The 15,554-nt window shown below is 44.2% G+C and carries 14 protein-coding genes, 1 tRNA gene and 1 pseudogene; 10 read left to right on the plus strand and 6 right to left on the minus strand.

Annotated features, from left to right (window positions below; all coding sequences use genetic code 11):
• Window positions 1-647 (minus strand): annotated as a pseudogene (locus tag FTT68_RS02100) (hypothetical protein); the annotation flags it as partial.
• A 375-nt stretch (window positions 648-1,022) separates the two neighbouring features.
• On the opposite strand from FTT68_RS02100, the gene FTT68_RS02105 reads away from it, so the two are divergent.
• The gene (locus tag FTT68_RS02105) at window positions 1,023-1,493 is read left to right on the plus strand and encodes an Lrp/AsnC family transcriptional regulator (protein WP_180036614.1); all 471 of its coding nucleotides are present in this window, start codon (window positions 1,023-1,025) and stop codon (window positions 1,491-1,493) included.
• 52 nt (window positions 1,494-1,545) lie between these two features.
• Here FTT68_RS02105 and FTT68_RS02110 read toward each other — a convergent pair whose 3' ends face one another.
• Together FTT68_RS02110 and FTT68_RS02115 are read right to left on the minus strand one after the other, a co-directional pair.
• Window positions 1,546-2,295, minus strand: a complete 750-nt coding sequence (locus FTT68_RS02110; protein WP_005177213.1) for a YebC/PmpR family DNA-binding transcriptional regulator — start codon at window positions 2,293-2,295, stop codon at window positions 1,546-1,548.
• A 109-nt stretch (window positions 2,296-2,404) separates the two neighbouring features.
• Window positions 2,405-2,971: a 1-acyl-sn-glycerol-3-phosphate acyltransferase gene (locus FTT68_RS02115; RefSeq protein WP_180036613.1), complete on the minus strand. Its 567-nt coding sequence runs from the start codon at window positions 2,969-2,971 to the stop codon at window positions 2,405-2,407.
• Window positions 2,972-3,723: 752 nt separating this feature from the next.
• On the opposite strand from FTT68_RS02115, the gene FTT68_RS02120 reads away from it, so the two are divergent.
• The 4 genes from FTT68_RS02120 to FTT68_RS14030 all read left to right on the plus strand — a co-directional run bounded on the left by FTT68_RS02120 (window position 3,724) and on the right by FTT68_RS14030 (window position 6,791).
• Window positions 3,724-3,800: transfer RNA gene (locus FTT68_RS02120), tRNA-Ile, on the plus strand.
• A gap of 194 nt (window positions 3,801-3,994) precedes the next feature.
• Window positions 3,995-4,549, plus strand: a complete 555-nt coding sequence (locus tag FTT68_RS02125) for a DUF4102 domain-containing protein (RefSeq protein WP_180036769.1) — start codon at window positions 3,995-3,997, stop codon at window positions 4,547-4,549.
• Between the two features lie 406 nt (window positions 4,550-4,955).
• Window positions 4,956-6,314: an NAD(P)-binding domain-containing protein gene (locus FTT68_RS02130; protein ID WP_005177227.1), complete on the plus strand. Its 1,359-nt coding sequence runs from the start codon at window positions 4,956-4,958 to the stop codon at window positions 6,312-6,314.
• 72 nt (window positions 6,315-6,386) lie between these two features.
• Window positions 6,387-6,791: an IS66 family insertion sequence element accessory protein TnpB gene (locus FTT68_RS14030; protein WP_227554656.1), complete on the plus strand. Its 405-nt coding sequence runs from the start codon at window positions 6,387-6,389 to the stop codon at window positions 6,789-6,791.
• A 314-nt stretch (window positions 6,792-7,105) separates the two neighbouring features.
• On the opposite strand, the gene FTT68_RS02140 is transcribed toward FTT68_RS14030, so the two are convergent.
• The 3 genes from FTT68_RS02140 to paaZ form a co-directional block, all read right to left on the minus strand.
• Window positions 7,106-7,600 (minus strand): Dps family protein, encoded by a 495-nt coding sequence (locus FTT68_RS02140; protein ID WP_005177343.1) that lies wholly within the window; start codon window positions 7,598-7,600, stop codon window positions 7,106-7,108.
• A gap of 267 nt (window positions 7,601-7,867) precedes the next feature.
• A complete protein-coding gene (locus FTT68_RS02145; RefSeq protein ID WP_168384153.1) occupies window positions 7,868-9,292 on the minus strand; it encodes an MFS transporter in 1,425 nt (474 codons plus the stop codon).
• Between the two features lie 200 nt (window positions 9,293-9,492).
• Window positions 9,493-11,610, minus strand: coding sequence for a phenylacetic acid degradation bifunctional protein PaaZ (gene paaZ, locus FTT68_RS02150; RefSeq protein ID WP_180036768.1), 2,118 nt, complete (start codon window positions 11,608-11,610; stop codon window positions 9,493-9,495).
• Window positions 11,611-11,871: 261 nt separating this feature from the next.
• Between paaZ and paaA the strand changes: the two genes are divergently transcribed.
• From paaA to paaE, 5 genes are read left to right on the plus strand one after another with little or no spacing between them, the layout of a single operon-like run.
• Window positions 11,872-12,816, plus strand: a complete 945-nt coding sequence (gene paaA / locus FTT68_RS02155) for a 1,2-phenylacetyl-CoA epoxidase subunit PaaA (protein ID WP_180175155.1) — start codon at window positions 11,872-11,874, stop codon at window positions 12,814-12,816.
• A gap of 36 nt (window positions 12,817-12,852) precedes the next feature.
• The gene (paaB, locus tag FTT68_RS02160) at window positions 12,853-13,143 is read left to right on the plus strand and encodes a 1,2-phenylacetyl-CoA epoxidase subunit PaaB (protein ID WP_005177351.1); all 291 of its coding nucleotides are present in this window, start codon (window positions 12,853-12,855) and stop codon (window positions 13,141-13,143) included.
• Window positions 13,144-13,154: 11 nt separating this feature from the next.
• On the plus strand, window positions 13,155-13,910 hold the full coding sequence (gene paaC, locus FTT68_RS02165) for a 1,2-phenylacetyl-CoA epoxidase subunit PaaC (RefSeq protein WP_168383024.1): 756 nt from the start codon (window positions 13,155-13,157) through the stop codon (window positions 13,908-13,910).
• 28 nt (window positions 13,911-13,938) lie between these two features.
• Window positions 13,939-14,439 carry a 1,2-phenylacetyl-CoA epoxidase subunit PaaD gene (gene paaD, locus FTT68_RS02170; RefSeq protein WP_016658268.1) on the plus strand — a complete coding sequence of 167 codons (501 nt, stop codon included), beginning with the start codon at window positions 13,939-13,941 and terminating at the stop codon, window positions 14,437-14,439.
• Between the two features lie 39 nt (window positions 14,440-14,478).
• Window positions 14,479-15,537 carry a 1,2-phenylacetyl-CoA epoxidase subunit PaaE gene (gene paaE / locus FTT68_RS02175; protein ID WP_005177359.1) on the plus strand — a complete coding sequence of 353 codons (1,059 nt, stop codon included), beginning with the start codon at window positions 14,479-14,481 and terminating at the stop codon, window positions 15,535-15,537.
• Window positions 15,538-15,554 lie beyond the last annotated feature (17 nt).

The raw sequence follows: 15,554 nt of genomic DNA on the forward strand, positions 1-15,554 counted from the left end.
GAACCACCACCGATTAATCCACTGACTAATCCGGCAATCGCGCCAATATCAATATCACCAGCACCGCCGCCAATCAACCCACCAACCAATTCAGTAATCGCTGCGATGTCGAGATCATCCGAACCACCACCCATCAGGCCGCTCACCAGTTCTACGATTGCGCCAATATCAAAGTCGCCGGCACCACCGCCGATGAGACCACCGACCAGGTCAGCAATGGTACCAATATCCAGGTCGCCCGTATTACCGCCAATCAAGCCACCAATCAGCTGGCTGATGGTTTCAAAATCCAGATCAGCAGTATCACCGCCAATCAGACCACCGATTAAATTGCTAATTGAGCCCAGATCAAAACTGCCCCCATTGGCTTGGGTCAGTTGATTAATCAGGCTAGAAATATCCAAACTGCCGCTATTACTTCCTGTAAACTGGCTGATTAAATTGCTAAGACTGCTACTGTCCAGGCTGTTTCCAGACAACAGACTTTGCAATAAGCTGTCGAGGGTTGGGGTAGAGGGGCTGGTGAGTTGTCCAAACCAGTTCGACAAGGTCGAGCTGATGCCACTGAAAAAGCTGCTGGTTTGGGTTTCGACAGTTAAAACCGGGCTGAGCTTGCTTTTCAGCAAACTGAAAGATTTAAAAGCCATGAAGACGATTCCTTGTGTTCTTATGTTTTTGTTTTGCTGGTGTTGAAACGCATCTTTTTTTAATCTATTTGTATACACTTGTAAAAGATGAACGGTCTGGAATCAGCTGCTTTTGGGCAGAGAAGGCAATTTAAACGCAGTAGAGAGAAGGAAATTTTTGAGAAAACAGCGGTTTATTGAAGCTAACCGTTTATCTGTTTTTAAAAGATCAAGATAAATGGCAGAGGTCTGATCCGTTAGGCTACAGTTGTGTCTGCACATCATATCTTGAAAAAAAATTTCAATAGATGAAAAAATAATGAGAAATAAATATTGTTGTGGTACTGATTCGGCTAAAATTATAAAGTGTCATTGCCTGTTAAAAAGAGTATAAAAATGGAACTGGATCGCTTTGATAAGCATATTCTTGAAATTTTAAGTCATGAAGATGTCAATTTAAATGAACTGTCGGAGCGGGTGAATTTGTCGGTGAGTTCGGTACATCGCCGGATTAAAAGCCTGATTGATCATAATATTATTTCAGGTTTAAAGCGGGAAATTAATTACCAGAAACTCGGCTTTAATCTGCATGTCCTGTTGCAGGTGTCGCTGAGTAAACATGATACCGATACCTTTGCCAAGTTTCTGGAAGAACTGGAAAATATTCCCGAAGTGATTAATGCCTTTTTGGTGACCGGGCAAACCGCTGACTTTATTGTAGAAGTGATTGCGCGGGATATGGAAAACTACAGTGAAATTTTACTCAAACGCATTGGTAAAATTGACCATGTGGTGGCGCTGCATTCGAGCTTCGTGATTAAAGAATATAATGTTTTAAACTGCTCGAATTTGCTCAATAAAGTTTAATTTCTAAGAAATAAAAAACGCGCCAGATGAGCGCGTTTTTTATCTGTAAGTTTTAAGCATCTAAGGCTGCTAAAACGTCATCAGAGAATTCAACGTTGGTATAAACGTTCTGAACATCATCCAAATCTTCAAGCATATCAATCATTTTCATGATTTTTTTAGCCTGGTCGATGTCGGTGATTTCAGCTTTGGTTGATGGGCTCATCACCACTTCAGCATTGTCAGATTTTAAACCTGCTGCTGCTAAAGCATCCTGAACGGTACCAAATGTTTCTGGAGTGGTAATCACCAGAATTTCATCTTCAGAGACTTCAATATCTTCTGCACCGGCTTCTAATGCCACGTCCATGATCTGATCTTCTAAAGACACATCTTCAAACGTAATTTCACCACGTTTGGTGAATAAGAAGGCCACTGAACCGTTGGTGCCTAAGTTACCATCGGTTTTAGAGAAGCAGTGACGAACGTCTGGTACGGTACGGTTTAAGTTGTCAGTCATGGTTTCAACAATCACGGCCACACCGCCGACACCATAACCTTCATAGGTGACTTCTTTTAAGTCATCGTTATCTTCACCGCCAGCACCACGTTGAATCGCACGGTTAATCACATCACGTGTCATGTTGACTGATAATGCTTTTTCGACTACAGCACGTAAGCGAGGGTTGCTCCCTGCATCCGGACCGCCGAGTTTAGCAGCAGTTGTCAGTTCACGAATGTATTTGGTAAACAACTTACCACGACTAGCATCTTGTTTGGCTTTACGATGCTTGATATTGGCCCACTTGGAATGACCCGCCATGCGAAATATGCTCCTTGTAGATTGGCTGTATGCCGATCGAATTGCACAGATTCTACCATAAGCCCTTTTTCTGAAAAAAGGGCAGGGTTTTAAGTTTTAACTGAAAAATTTACGCTGTTTTCACGTCTGGAATAATAATATCCAATCCGGTGTTTTCTTTATAGAGTTGTTTGATCAGCGCGAGATCATGCGCCAGGTCGGTTGGATAAATTTTACCAAAAATCCCGCCTTGCTTGGTTTTAGAGTTGGCATACATCAGCACAATCGGCACATTGGCGGCTTTGGCAATATGCCAGAAACCGGTACGAATTGGCTTACGTGCTTCACCATTTTTGGCACGGGTCGCTTCAGGAGCAATCACCAGATTGAATTTTTCATTGCGCTGGAACAGCTCCACCATTTGTCCCACGATGTCCTGATTGGCTTTACGATCAACCGCAATACCGCCCACGGCTTCAAGTACCGGTTTAAGTGGACCTTTGAATAATTCTTTCTTGATTAAGGTATGAATTTTCATGTCGAAAATTTGGAAGATGGCCAGTGATAGCACTGCATCGAGCATCGAGGTATGCTCAAAACCAATAATGACCTGTTTATCTTCCAGAATATCAGGTTCGACGTTATAGCGCCATCCGGCAACTTTAAATGCAGCTTCGCCAATAAATTTTTTTAACATGGGTACAGAGTAAAACAAACGAAAGCGCATAATTTGTGCTTGTTCGGCTTTAGAGTCAAGGGTTAATTTGTGCAACTGTGCAGAAAAAATAAAGACCTGTTTAGCCGCAGAATATAATCTAACAACTTATTGTTTTTAGATATAAATTAAAAGTTATTAAGACTTAAAATAAATGAGTATATAGAAAATTACTATTAAAAAAGTGAAAAAAAAGCTATTCAGCAGATAATTTAAGCATTAGACTTTTGTCGTAGATAGGTCGTAGTTCAGGCCAATGTCCAACTTTAGGCTTAACCTCAACAGGAATAGCAAAATGACATATTTGACCGCACTAATTGTTGCTTCGCTCATTTTAATGGTGATTGTGCTTTGGTCTATTGCTGAACTTGTGTTCGAGTCGCGCAAAGAAAAGTCACTGAACTCAAAAAGAGTTTAAAATTTCAGCAATACGAATACTTTATAAGTTTTTGTACTCACGATATAAAGTTATTTCAAAAAAGTATAATTTTTTATTGATTTATTGCTTTTTTATCTTAAAAAAATAAATTTCGAATTTACCTCTCATGATATGAGCGCAGTTTCAGTGCAATGCTTGATGAGATGATGTTGTGCAATTTCCTGCTAATTTTTGAGCTTCTGGTTAACTGTTGTCTTACTGTACAAGCGATTTTGAAAGGGCTTGTATTTTAAAAAAATCTTCGATAGTATTCATGGCGCCTGAACTTGTTGATATATAACAATTTCAGTGAAAAGGGCCTATAGCTCAGTTGGTTAGAGCAGCGGACTCATAATCCGTTGGTCGACAGTTCAAGTCTGTCTGGGCCCACCAGTTTTTTGTAATCATATGCACAGTTTTGTAATGATTTGATATATAAACCCATGAATTATAATGATTCATGGGTTTTTTATTTCTGCTTTTTGCACAACTATGTTTGGCTATGCACAGCTTTATTTGACCCTCTTGTGTATCCAATCTTGTATCCGATACTCTTTCTGCATTACTCGGATACAAGAGATTTTGTTATGAAAAGAGCGGCTTTAGATAACATCAAACAAATCAAAGATACCCATCTTCTCAATCTTGAACCTGAGGATAAGGAGTATCGTATTTCATGTGATGCTGGGCTTTATTTTCGTGTATCACCAAAAGGAAAAAAAACTTGGCAAGTCCGCTTTAAGGATGAGGTAGGGAAGTGGAAATGGCACAGTATTGGAAGTTATCCGCAGTTATCGCTTGTAGCAGCTAAACTTGAAGCTTCAACTATTTTTCTTAAGTTACAGCAAAATGAAAAAGTATTAACAAAAAAAGAAATTGAATTGCAAAAGATTGAGGAACAACAACTTAATTTAAAAAGTTTGATGTATGACTGGCTTGATACTAAGAAAACAACTTGGGCTGCAATAACAATAAAGAAAGAAACTCAATCAATTGAAAAACGTATCTTATCTGTTTTTGGTGAATTGGATTTCACCAAAATTTCACCTCAACAATGGCTGACATTTTTTCAGGATATGCTTAGAAGTGAAAGTATTTACAATCGTGTAGAGAAATTAGTTTCACATGGCTTTGTTGCATAAATATGTAAGCATCTGATTTAAATAAATTTAATTTTGGATCAAAAACAATCAAAACTTTTAAAATCATATAGTTATGAAATCTTTGTGCAACAAAGCCTTAATGGAATGACTTTAAATTCACTTTTATAACTAAGCAAAGCCACAATTAATCAGAAATTATGATAAGATCAGCTTTCTTAAAAAATGTGTTTTTTATAAAGATGAATTGCTTAGGTAATTTTTACTGTCTTTAGCACATTTTATTATTTTTTCTTTTTTTTAATTCACATCCTATTTTGAACAGATTTTTAATCGCTCAATTTAGGATTGTATTTGCTTATCTTTATAATGCTTATATTTCAAATCCTAAATTGTGACACTCAAAATTGGAGAGGTAATTAAGAACTCAAAACTAATGGAGATAGCAATGGATCGAATTGCAATTATTGGTGCTGGCCCAAGTGGCATGGCCCAATTAAGAGCGTTTCAGTCAGCAAAGGCCAAAGGTCTACAAGTTCCTGAAATTGTATGTTTCGAAAAACAAAATGATTGGGGCGGGCTATGGAACTATACTTGGCGCACTGGTATAGATGAACATGGGGAACCTGTCCACGGCAGTATGTACCGCTATTTATGGTCAAATGGCCCCAAAGAAGCGCTAGAATTTGCCGATTATACTTTTGATGAACATTTCAAAAAACCAATCGCTTCATATCCGCCACGTGCAGTACTGTGGGATTACATCAAAGGCCGTGCAGAAAAAGCACAGGTCAAAGATTTAGTCCGTTTCAATAGTGCCGTTCAGCATATTGCCTATGATGAAACAACGCAAAAATTCACGGTAGATGTCGAAGATTATGCACAACAACAGCACTATTCAGAACAATTTGATTATGTTGTCGTTGCATCTGGACACTTCTCTACCCCACGTGTTCCTGTTTATGAAGGCTTTGATCAATTCCATGGTCGCATTTTGCACGCACACGACTTCCGTGATGCGCTGGAATTTAAAGGTAAGTCTGTGTTATTGGTTGGCAGCAGCTACTCTGCCGAAGACATTGGTTCACAATGTTATAAATACGGTGCTAAGCAAATTTACAGTTGCTATCGCAGTAAAGCCATGGGTTTTAAATGGCCTAAAAACTGGTCTGAAAAGCCACAATTACTGCGTGTAGATGAAAATACTGCTTATTTTGGTGATGGAACATCTGCCAAAATTGATGCCATTATTTTATGCACAGGCTATTTGCACCACTTCCCATTTATTGAAGATAACCTACGCCTCAGAACACATAACTGCCTTTATCCGCAGGGTTTATATCAGGGTGTGGTGTGGGAAAAGAATCCTCGCTTGTTCTACTTGGGCATGCAAGATCAATGGTACACCTTCAATATGTTCGATGCGCAAGCATGGTTTGTCCGTGATGTGATTTTGGGCAAAATTACTTTACCAAGCACGGCAGAAATGCAGAGCCATACGCAGACCTTACATGAAAAAGAGCAGCGCCTATTGAACGATGAACAATCTGCCCGCTTCCAAGGCGATTACATCAAACGCCTGATTGCGCAGACGGACTATCCATCATTCAATATTGATGCAGTGCATGATATTTTCATGCAATGGAAAAAGCATAAAAAAGAAAACATTATGGGCTTTAGAGATAAAGTCTATCGCTCAGTAATGACTGGAAAAATGGCTAAGCCACATCACACGCCATGGTTATATGCGCTAGATGATTCTTTAGAAAGCTATTTGGAAGATGAAGCGCAGCGTGAAGCGATGTAAGGCTTAATCACAAAAAGCCACACAATACGCAGCAAAATAGCCAACAAGCCCCATAAGTTATGGTCATGGGGTTTGTTGTTTGGACTGCCACCACTCTCCGAGATAAATAAGGCCGTACAGCCTTTACGACGTAACAACCCTGATGAACATGAACCTCTCGAAGCAAAGAAAGAAATCCTTTGCCTTAAAGCACCGAACGTTTCAATTGCTTCGGTCGCTTTGCAACATGGATTGAATACAAATCTTGTATCCAAATGGATTCGCTTAATTGATGGTAAGCCAGGGAATGATCGCTCACCACTACCGAATAAACCTGCATTTATTGCCTTATCTTGCTCTGCACCATTAGATCCTACTCCTACTGACATGTTAACGGTTCAAATTACTTTACCCCACTCAAAAGCAGAAATTGGCTTGAAATGGCAAGTATCAGAAATATCTGCTTTAGCAGAATTACTCAAGGCACTTGCAACATGATCCATATCGATGAAATCTGGCTCTCTACCCAGCCGATGGACATGCGTGCGGGTATGGATACGACCCCCATACAGGCAGCTTAGAAAATTCCGCTCTGCTGGCTGGAAATACCTGTCTAGTTCACTGCCATATAGGCAGCTTAGAAAATTCGCCAAAGCAATCAGCGCCTCTTCACCACGTTCACTGCCATGTAGGCAGCTTAGAAAATTCACCAGAATTTTCAGTATGACAGGACCAGGTTCACTGCCATGTAGGCAGCTTAAAAACACCCAAAATAAAACCGGAGCATCGCCCCGGTTTTATTCTTCATCTATTTATTCTTCTAACAGGCTTCTTAACATCCAGGCAGTTTTTTCATGGACTTCCAATCGTTGGGTCAGTACATCCGCAGTTGGCTGGTCATTGGCTTCTTCCACCACATCAAAAATACTGCGTGCGGTACGGGCAACTGTTTCATGGGCACGAACCAATAACTCCACCATTTCATTGGCTTTTGGTACACCTTCGACTTCTTCAATCGACGCCAGTTTTACAAATTCTTTATAGGTTCCCGGCGCCGGAAAACCCAGCGCACGAATCCGCTCGGCAATAACATCCAGTGCATTCCATTGCTCGGTATATTGCGTCATAAACATGGTGTGCAGGCTGTTAAACTGTGGCCCGGTCACGTTCCAGTGGAAATTATGGGTCATTAAATATAGGGTATAACTGTCGGCCAGAAGTCGGGAAAGCCCTTCGACAATTTTGGCCCGGTTATCTTCAGAAATACCAATATCAATATGCATCGATGCTTTTTTCATTTTCGCCATGAGTCGCTCCCAAAGCTTGTCGTTATAAGGAATCAGATGATCAACATACATGAATGTAGCACAGTTGCTGCTGCAAAAAGATTGCAGATGGTAGTAATACTGTATAAGCATCATCACCAGAAATCAGATGAATTTTGAAGATGCTGAAAACGCGCAGATCAGGAGATAGAAAAGTCAATTTGAACAGGGAAGATGAGATAGGATGGATGATCTGCCAGAAATAAATGAAGAATGAGGCCGGCTCATTCTTCATCAGGGATGGAGCACTTAGTTCAATTTTTCATGCTGGATACTGTCACGATAATAGCGACAACCTTTATACAGCAGGAATACGCCAATCACACCGGCTACTGCATTGACAATTGAAATCGAGTTGCCAACCATCAGTGTGTTTTCAAAATAGTTATCGGTAATTAAAGCCACAGCCGTAGTACCCACACCCAAGGCAATCAGGTTGGAGATCAGCAGGAATTTGGCAGAAACCTGAGCGCGGAGTTGGTTGGGGGTCAGCATTTGTGTCGCGGCAGCCGAGGCTGGAATCGGGAAGGTCGAGAAGAACATCGCCACAAAAATCAGTGCAAACGATAAGTACAGATTATCTACCTGGGTAAACAGCACACTTGGAATAATCAGCGCTGCACAGCCCAAAGCACCGGCACGAATAGCCGCATCGCTATAGCCACGTTTGGAGAAAAAGTCGATGAGCCAGCCGCAGAACAGCGCGCCCGCCGTATTCGCCACCAGAATAATACAGCCCAAGACATAACCGGTCTGACTGGCATCGAGGCCAAAATGACGCATGTAATAGGCCGGTGCCCAGCCTAATAGGGAATACAGCATCATGGTGTAGAAAGAGAAGCCAATAAAATGACAGAAGAAGGTTTTCTTGTGCAATTTAATAAAAGCCACCGAGTTTTTAAATGAGGCTTTAACGACTTCACCATCCTGACCGACTTTCACACCTTTACGGCTGGGTTCACGTACGGTCAGAATCATCACCAGGGCCAATAATACACCCGGTAAACCGACAATAAAGAAAGTCAGTTGCCAGGTTTTTAATTCACCAATTATTGGCAATACCACAAAATCGACTTCTTTTAATAAGCCAATCACGTAGCCGCCAATCAGGAAGGCCAGACCAGAACCAATAAAGGCGCCAATCGCATAAACACCCAAAGCACGGCCGAGTTTTTCTTTCGGGAACAGGTCAGCCACAATCGAGTAGAAGGCAGGTGACAGGGCCGCTTCACCGGCGCCGACACTTAAACGTGCTAAAAACATCTGGATGAAGTTTTTACTTAAACCACAAGCCGCTGTGGCCAGACTCCAGAAGGCAATGCCGATAGAAATAATTTTAATCCGTGATTTTTTATCGGCCAGTGCGGCAATGGGCACACCCATAAAGGCATAGAACAGCGAGAAGGCCAGGCCTTGCAATAAGCTGAACTGGGTATCACTGAGCATTAAATCGGCCTTAATTGGCTCAATCATTAAGGACAGAATCTGGCGGTCTACAAAAGACAGGATATAGGCCACCATACAGATAATCACCACATACCACTGATAGGTACTGCTGCTGTCCTGCGAACTAGGCGTGGCCGGCAGGTCAATGGGATGAGCCGCTTCAAACTGTTTGCTTTCGGGTTGAATATTCCTTTCAACCGCATCTATCTCTAGAGTTTTATCATTCATTGTGCAACTTCCTGTGCTGAACGTATAAGATAATATGATACGTTTTAAACCTTGTTATTTTTGTTTTGTATCGTCTATCTTCAATTTATTCCTTTCTGCACAGCGGGTCAATCTGTTCTGAATAAAAAGATACATATTTTTAAGTATAAATAAAAAAAGGAATCATAAAGATTCCTTTTTTGGAGCTAAAACAGATCGGCTTAAACTTCGCCACGTTCTACCAGGGTCAGAATATCGTAGGTGGCGACCAGTTCATTACGCTGGTTTTTCACTTTAATATCCCACACCACCACGCCGTGTGGCTTCTGGCTTGGGTCGCGTTGCTGTTTCGGGGTTTTCTGTTTGCAGGTCAGCTCGACCTGAATGGTATCGCCAATTTTCACCGGCTCGACAAAGCGCAGGTTGTCCATGCCGTAGTTGGCAATCACCGGGCCAGGCGCAGCATCAACAAACAGACCGGCTGCGGCCGACACCACAAAGTAGCCGTGTGCGACACGCTCTTCAAACAGCGATTCTGCCGCGGCAATTTTGTCCATATGTGCATAGAAATAATCACCGCTTAAGCAGGCGAAGTTCACCAGATCGGCCTCGGTTACGGTACGGCGTGCGGTGAGCAGACGTTCACCAACACGTAATTCATCAAACGATTTTTTAAATGGATGAACCCGATCTTCAAACACCTGAGCACCGGCGGTCCAGCTATGCCCAATCTGGGTCATGGCATTCGGTGAACCTTGAATTGCGGTGCGTTGCATATAATGTTTTACCGCGCGCAAGCCGCCCAGTTCCTCACCTCCACCAGCACGACCCGGACCACCATGCACCAGATGCGGCAATGGCGAACCATGACCGGTACTTTCTTTGGCGCTTTCCTCATCCAGCACATGCACACGGCCATGCCACGGGGCAATCTTGGCAATCAGCTGTTCAATATTCTGCTCGCAATCACGTACCACCGAGGCCACCAGACTACCTTCACCGCGTGCCACCAGACCGGCCAGTTGTGCCAGATGATCATATGCCATCAGCGTTACCACCGGACCAAAGGCTTCAATCTGATGCAGGCTGCTGGCCTGTTCAGGCTGTTCACAGACCAGTACAGTTGGTGGATAGAATGCGCCGAGTTCAGGTTGATCAGCCTGAATACTAAAGTCCTGACGTAAATGGCTACCAAAGACAATTTGAGCTTCCTGGCTTAACTGTTCCACCTTGGCCGCCACATCCTGTTTCTGTTTGAGGCTGGCCAGTGCACCCATGGTGACCTGATCCAGCTCCGGATTACCGACTACCACTTTTTGCAGCTTGGCAATCAAACGTTCTTGTACGGTCGCTAAAAGTTCACGTGGCACAAAAGCGCGACGAATTGCAGTACATTTCTGGCCTGCTTTGCTGGTCATTTCACGGAAGACTTCACGCACAAACAGATCAATTGCCGTGTCGCTGGCCTGTTCCGTCAGAATGGCGCTGTTGACGGAATCGGCTTCCATGCTAAAGGGAATCGAGTACTGATTCAGGTGCGGATGCGCACGTAATTTCTGGCCGGTTGCCGCAGAACCCGTGAAAGTCACGGTATCTTGTGGAGTCAGCTGCTCAAACAGGTCATAAGTCTGGCCGCAAATCAGCTGCAATGCACCTTCTGGTAAATACCCACTGGCATGAATGGCTTTGACCACCGCATGGGTTAGCTCGGCACCTTCGGTCGCCGGTTTAACAATACACGGTACACCGGCCAATAAGGTTGGCGCGATTTTTTCCAGCATGCCCCAGATCGGGAAGTTAAAGGCATTAATATGCACCGCCACGCCTGCTTTCGGGCTTAAAACGTGTTTGGCACCAAAAGAGCCATGCTTGGACAGCGGAATCCAGCTGTCTTCCACCCAGGCGGTTTCATCACTCAGTTCGCGGCGCACCAGACTGGAGTAGGCAAACAGGGTACCAATACCACCTTCGACATCAATCCAGGCATCTTTACGGGTACAGCCGGTGGCTTTGGCCAGTTCATAAAAATCTTCTTTACGTTCCAGTAGATATTGCGCCACCTGTTTTAGTGCATTGGCACGCTGATGAAAAGTCCAGGAGGCAATCGCCGCGCCATGCTGTTTGGCATAGTCGACCACCGCACGGGTATCGAGGCCAAAGCTGCTGACCTGATAAATGGTTTCACCGGTAATGGCATGCTGTACCGGACGGAAATCCTGACTCGCAACAAATTCCTGACCGCATACCAGTGAGCTTAAGGTCTTCAGTGCCGGGCGAACGCTTGAATAATCAGTCGCTTGTGATTCCGTCTGCGCTGTCTGGGTGTCTAACTCAAGCATGATATAACTCCTTTTATGATACGTTTTGAGTAATATTTTAGTTTTGATGTTTCATAATTTCTGACTTTAACGCGCTTTTGTCAATCATATTTCTGCTCAAATTTTGCAATAAAAAATTTTTTAAAAAATAAAAATATTAAAAAACAATAAATTGAGTTAATTTTGTGAATTATTTTATTTGATACTTAAAAATTAATATTGATTTTTAAAATGTATCGTTTTAATTTTAATACCAGAACACTTGGGATAAGTGAGGATAAAATGACAAATCAACTTCACAGCTTTGAGCAGGCAATTGAAAAGGACATTTCAATTGAACCTAAAAACTGGATGCCAGAGGCTTACCGTAAAACCCTGATTCGCCAGATTGGCCAGCATGCACATTCCGAAGTGGTCGGCATGTTGCCAGAAGGCAACTGGATTACCCGTGCACCTAGCCTAAAACGTAAGGCCGTATTGCTGGCCAAAGTGCAGGATGAAGCCGGTCATGCGCTGTATCTGTACAGCGCGGCAGAAACTCTGGGCGCCGATCGTGACGACATGATGGACAAGCTGATTGCCGGTCGCATGAAATATTCATCCATCTTTAACTATCCAACCCTGAGCTGGGCCGATGTAGCCGCGATTGGCTGGCTGGTCGATGGCGCAGCGATTGTGAATCAGGTCGCGCTTTGCCGTACCTCTTATGGTCCGTATGCCCGTGCCATGGTGCGCATCTGTAAAGAAGAAAGTTTCCATCAGCGTCAGGGCTTTGAAGCCATGATGCAACTGGCCAACGGTACGCCAGAACAAAAACAGATGGCGCAAGATGCAGTTAACCGTTTCTGGTGGCCGGCGCTGATGATGTTTGGTCCAAGCGATGACAACTCGCCGAACAGCGCGCAAAGCATGGCCTGGAAAATCAAACGTTTCAGTAATGATGAACTGCGTCAGAAGTTTGTCGATAACACCGTACCGCAAGTGTTGCAGCTTGGCCTGAGCGTGCCAGATCCAGTTTTACGTTTTAATCAAGACACTGGCCATTACGAGTTTGGTGAAATTAACTGGACCGAATTCTTTGATGTGATTGCCGGCAAAGGCCCATGTAACCACGAACGCATTGAAGCACGTCGTAAAGCCTGGGAAGGCGGCAAATGGGTGCGTGATACCGCAGCCGTTTATGCCCAGAAACAACAGACCCAGCAACAACAACAGAAAGTTGCTTAAACAGCTCACATACGGAAATGAAGAAGGAATACGCTCATGGACAATAAAAATCACTGGTCTTTATATGAAGTGTTTGTACGCAGCAAACAGGGTTTAAGCCATCGTCATGTTGGCAGCCTGCGTGCATCTGATGATGAAGTGGCACTGCAAAATGCACGTGATGTTTATACCCGCCGCAATGAAGGGGTGAGCATCTGGGTGGTGAAATCGGAACTGATTACTTCATCTCAACCAGATGAAAAACCGGAATTTTTTGATCCTTCACTGGACAAAGTCTATCGTCACCCGACGTTTTACAATATTCCAGATGGCATTGAGCACATGTAAGGAGTAGTACAATGAATCAAACTGTATTAGCACAATTTCTCCTGCATGTGGGCGACAGCCAGCTGATTTTATCGCACCGTCTGGCTGAGTGGTGTGGCCATGCGCCGGAACTGGAGCTGGACATTGCACTGGCCAATATCGGTCTGGACCTGCTCGGTCAGGCACGTACCGCTTTAAGTCTGGCTGGTGAGATCGAAGGTTTGGGCCGTGATGAAGACAAACTGGCTTATTTCCGCACCGAACGTGAATACCGCAACCTGTTGTTATGTGAACAGCCGAATGGTGACTTTGCCCAGACCATGGTACGCCAATGGTTGATGGATCTGTATCACCTGGAGCTGTTAACAGCTTTAAGCGAGAGCCAGCAGGCCGATGTCGCTGCTTTTGCGGTGAAATCTTTAAAAGAAGTCAAATATCATCTGCGTTTTTCTACCACCTGGATGGAGCGCTTAAGTCTGGGCACTGCCGAAGCGCATGAGAAAACCCAGCAGGGTTTGAACCAGTTATGGCGTTTTACTGCAGAGCTGTTTGAACAGACCGCAGATGAGCAGCAGCTGGTCGCACAGGGCATTTTACCAGACTTTGCACCTTTAAAAGCCGCCTGGACGGCACAGGTACAGACCGAACTGCAACGTTTTGGCCTGAGCCTGCCAGACACGGGTGCGTATCGTAGTGGCGCCAAACAGGGCCTGCATACCGAACACCTGGGCTTTATTCTGGCCGAACTGCAATATATGCAGCGTTCCTATCCAAATATGGCCTGGTAATTCAGCTTGATCACAGGGAGTGAGTCGCATGAATTTAATTCGACATTGTCTAGATGAATGCTGGGATGCGCTGGCGCAGGTGTCTGATCCGGAAATTCCAGTGCTGTCGGTGCTGGATCTGGGCATGATTCGCGGCGTTGAACTCAACGCGCAAGATGAAATTGTGGTGCGACTGACCCCGACCTATAGCGGCTGTCCGGCCACCGATCTGCTTAAAGATGAAATTACCGCGGCGTTCCAAAGTAAAGGTCTAACCCCGGTTCAGGTGGTGGTGGATTTATCGGAAGCCTGGACCACCGACTGGATGAGCGAAAGTGGCAAGCAGAAGTTGCAGCAGTACGGCATTGCGCCACCACAAGGCCAGTCACATCAATGTGGCACGCATGTGGCGCTCAGTGATGGCATTCGCTGTCCACACTGTCATAGCCAGCAGACCAAATTATTAAGCGAATTCAGCTCCACAGCCTGCAAAGCCTTATACAAGTGTCAGGACTGTCTTGAACCGTTTGACTATTTCAAATGTATATAAGTATGACAAGCATCGTCGGCATGCAAGAGGGATTTTCACATGAGCCAATTTATACCTTTAACCATTAAATCAATTCAGCCACAAACCGAACAGGCCATCTGTATTGCCTTTGATCTGGCACCTGAACAGGCCGATTTATTCCAGTATCAGCCAGGCCAGCATCTTACCATCCGTCATTTGACCGAGCAGGGTGAAATCCGTCGTTGTTATTCAATTTGCAGTGATCGTGCTGAAGACATGAGCATTGCCATCAAGAAAATTGATCAGGGCCAGTTTTCGACCTGGGCCAATGAACATCTTAAAGCCGGTGATGTATTGGAAGTGATGCCACCACAAGGCGTATTTTTTCAAAAAGCAGCCAAAACTGGCGGCCAGAATTATCTTGGCTTTGCTGCTGGTAGCGGCATTACCCCAATTTTGTCGATTGTGAAATCGGTGCTGAACCATCAGCCGGGTGCGCATTTTACCTTGGTTTATGGTAACCGTTCCTGGAAACAGACCATGTTCTCGGAACAGATCATGGATTTAAAAGACCGTTATAAAGAGCGTCTACAACTGGTCAATGTTTTCTCGCGTGAACTGAATGACAGCCAGTTACTCAATGGCCGGATTGATGCGGAAAAACTGCAACAGCTGTTTCAGGCCGGTTTAATTCATTCCCAGTTCGATCACTGCTTTGCCTGTGGCCCGGAAGAGATGATGAATGCAGTGGAAACAGTGTTACCAGAACTGGGCATCGAGCGCAGCAAAATTCACACCGAGCGTTTTAATACCGGCACTGCACCGAAAGCCAGCGCGGCACAAATTGAAAGCCGTAGCGAAGAGAAGGTTAATATTATTCTCGATGGCCGTGAGCTGATTGTCGACGTTTCCAAACAGGATGACAGCATTCTCGATGCCGCCTTACGTGCCGGTGCTGACTTGCCTTATGCCTGTAAAGGTGGGGTCTGTGCGACCTGTAAATGCAAGGTGCTGGAAGGTGAGGTCGAAATGGCCATCAACTACAGCCTGGAAGAAGATGAAGTGGCCAAAGGCTATGTGCTGAGCTGTCAGGCACGTCCGACCAGTGCCAATGTACGCTTAAGTTTTGACGAATAAGTAGCGGACAGGGAGTG

The sequence above is a fragment of the Acinetobacter sp. Q85-2 genome (assembly GCF_013420555.1).
Classification (GTDB): domain Bacteria; phylum Pseudomonadota; class Gammaproteobacteria; order Pseudomonadales; family Moraxellaceae; genus Acinetobacter; species Acinetobacter indicus.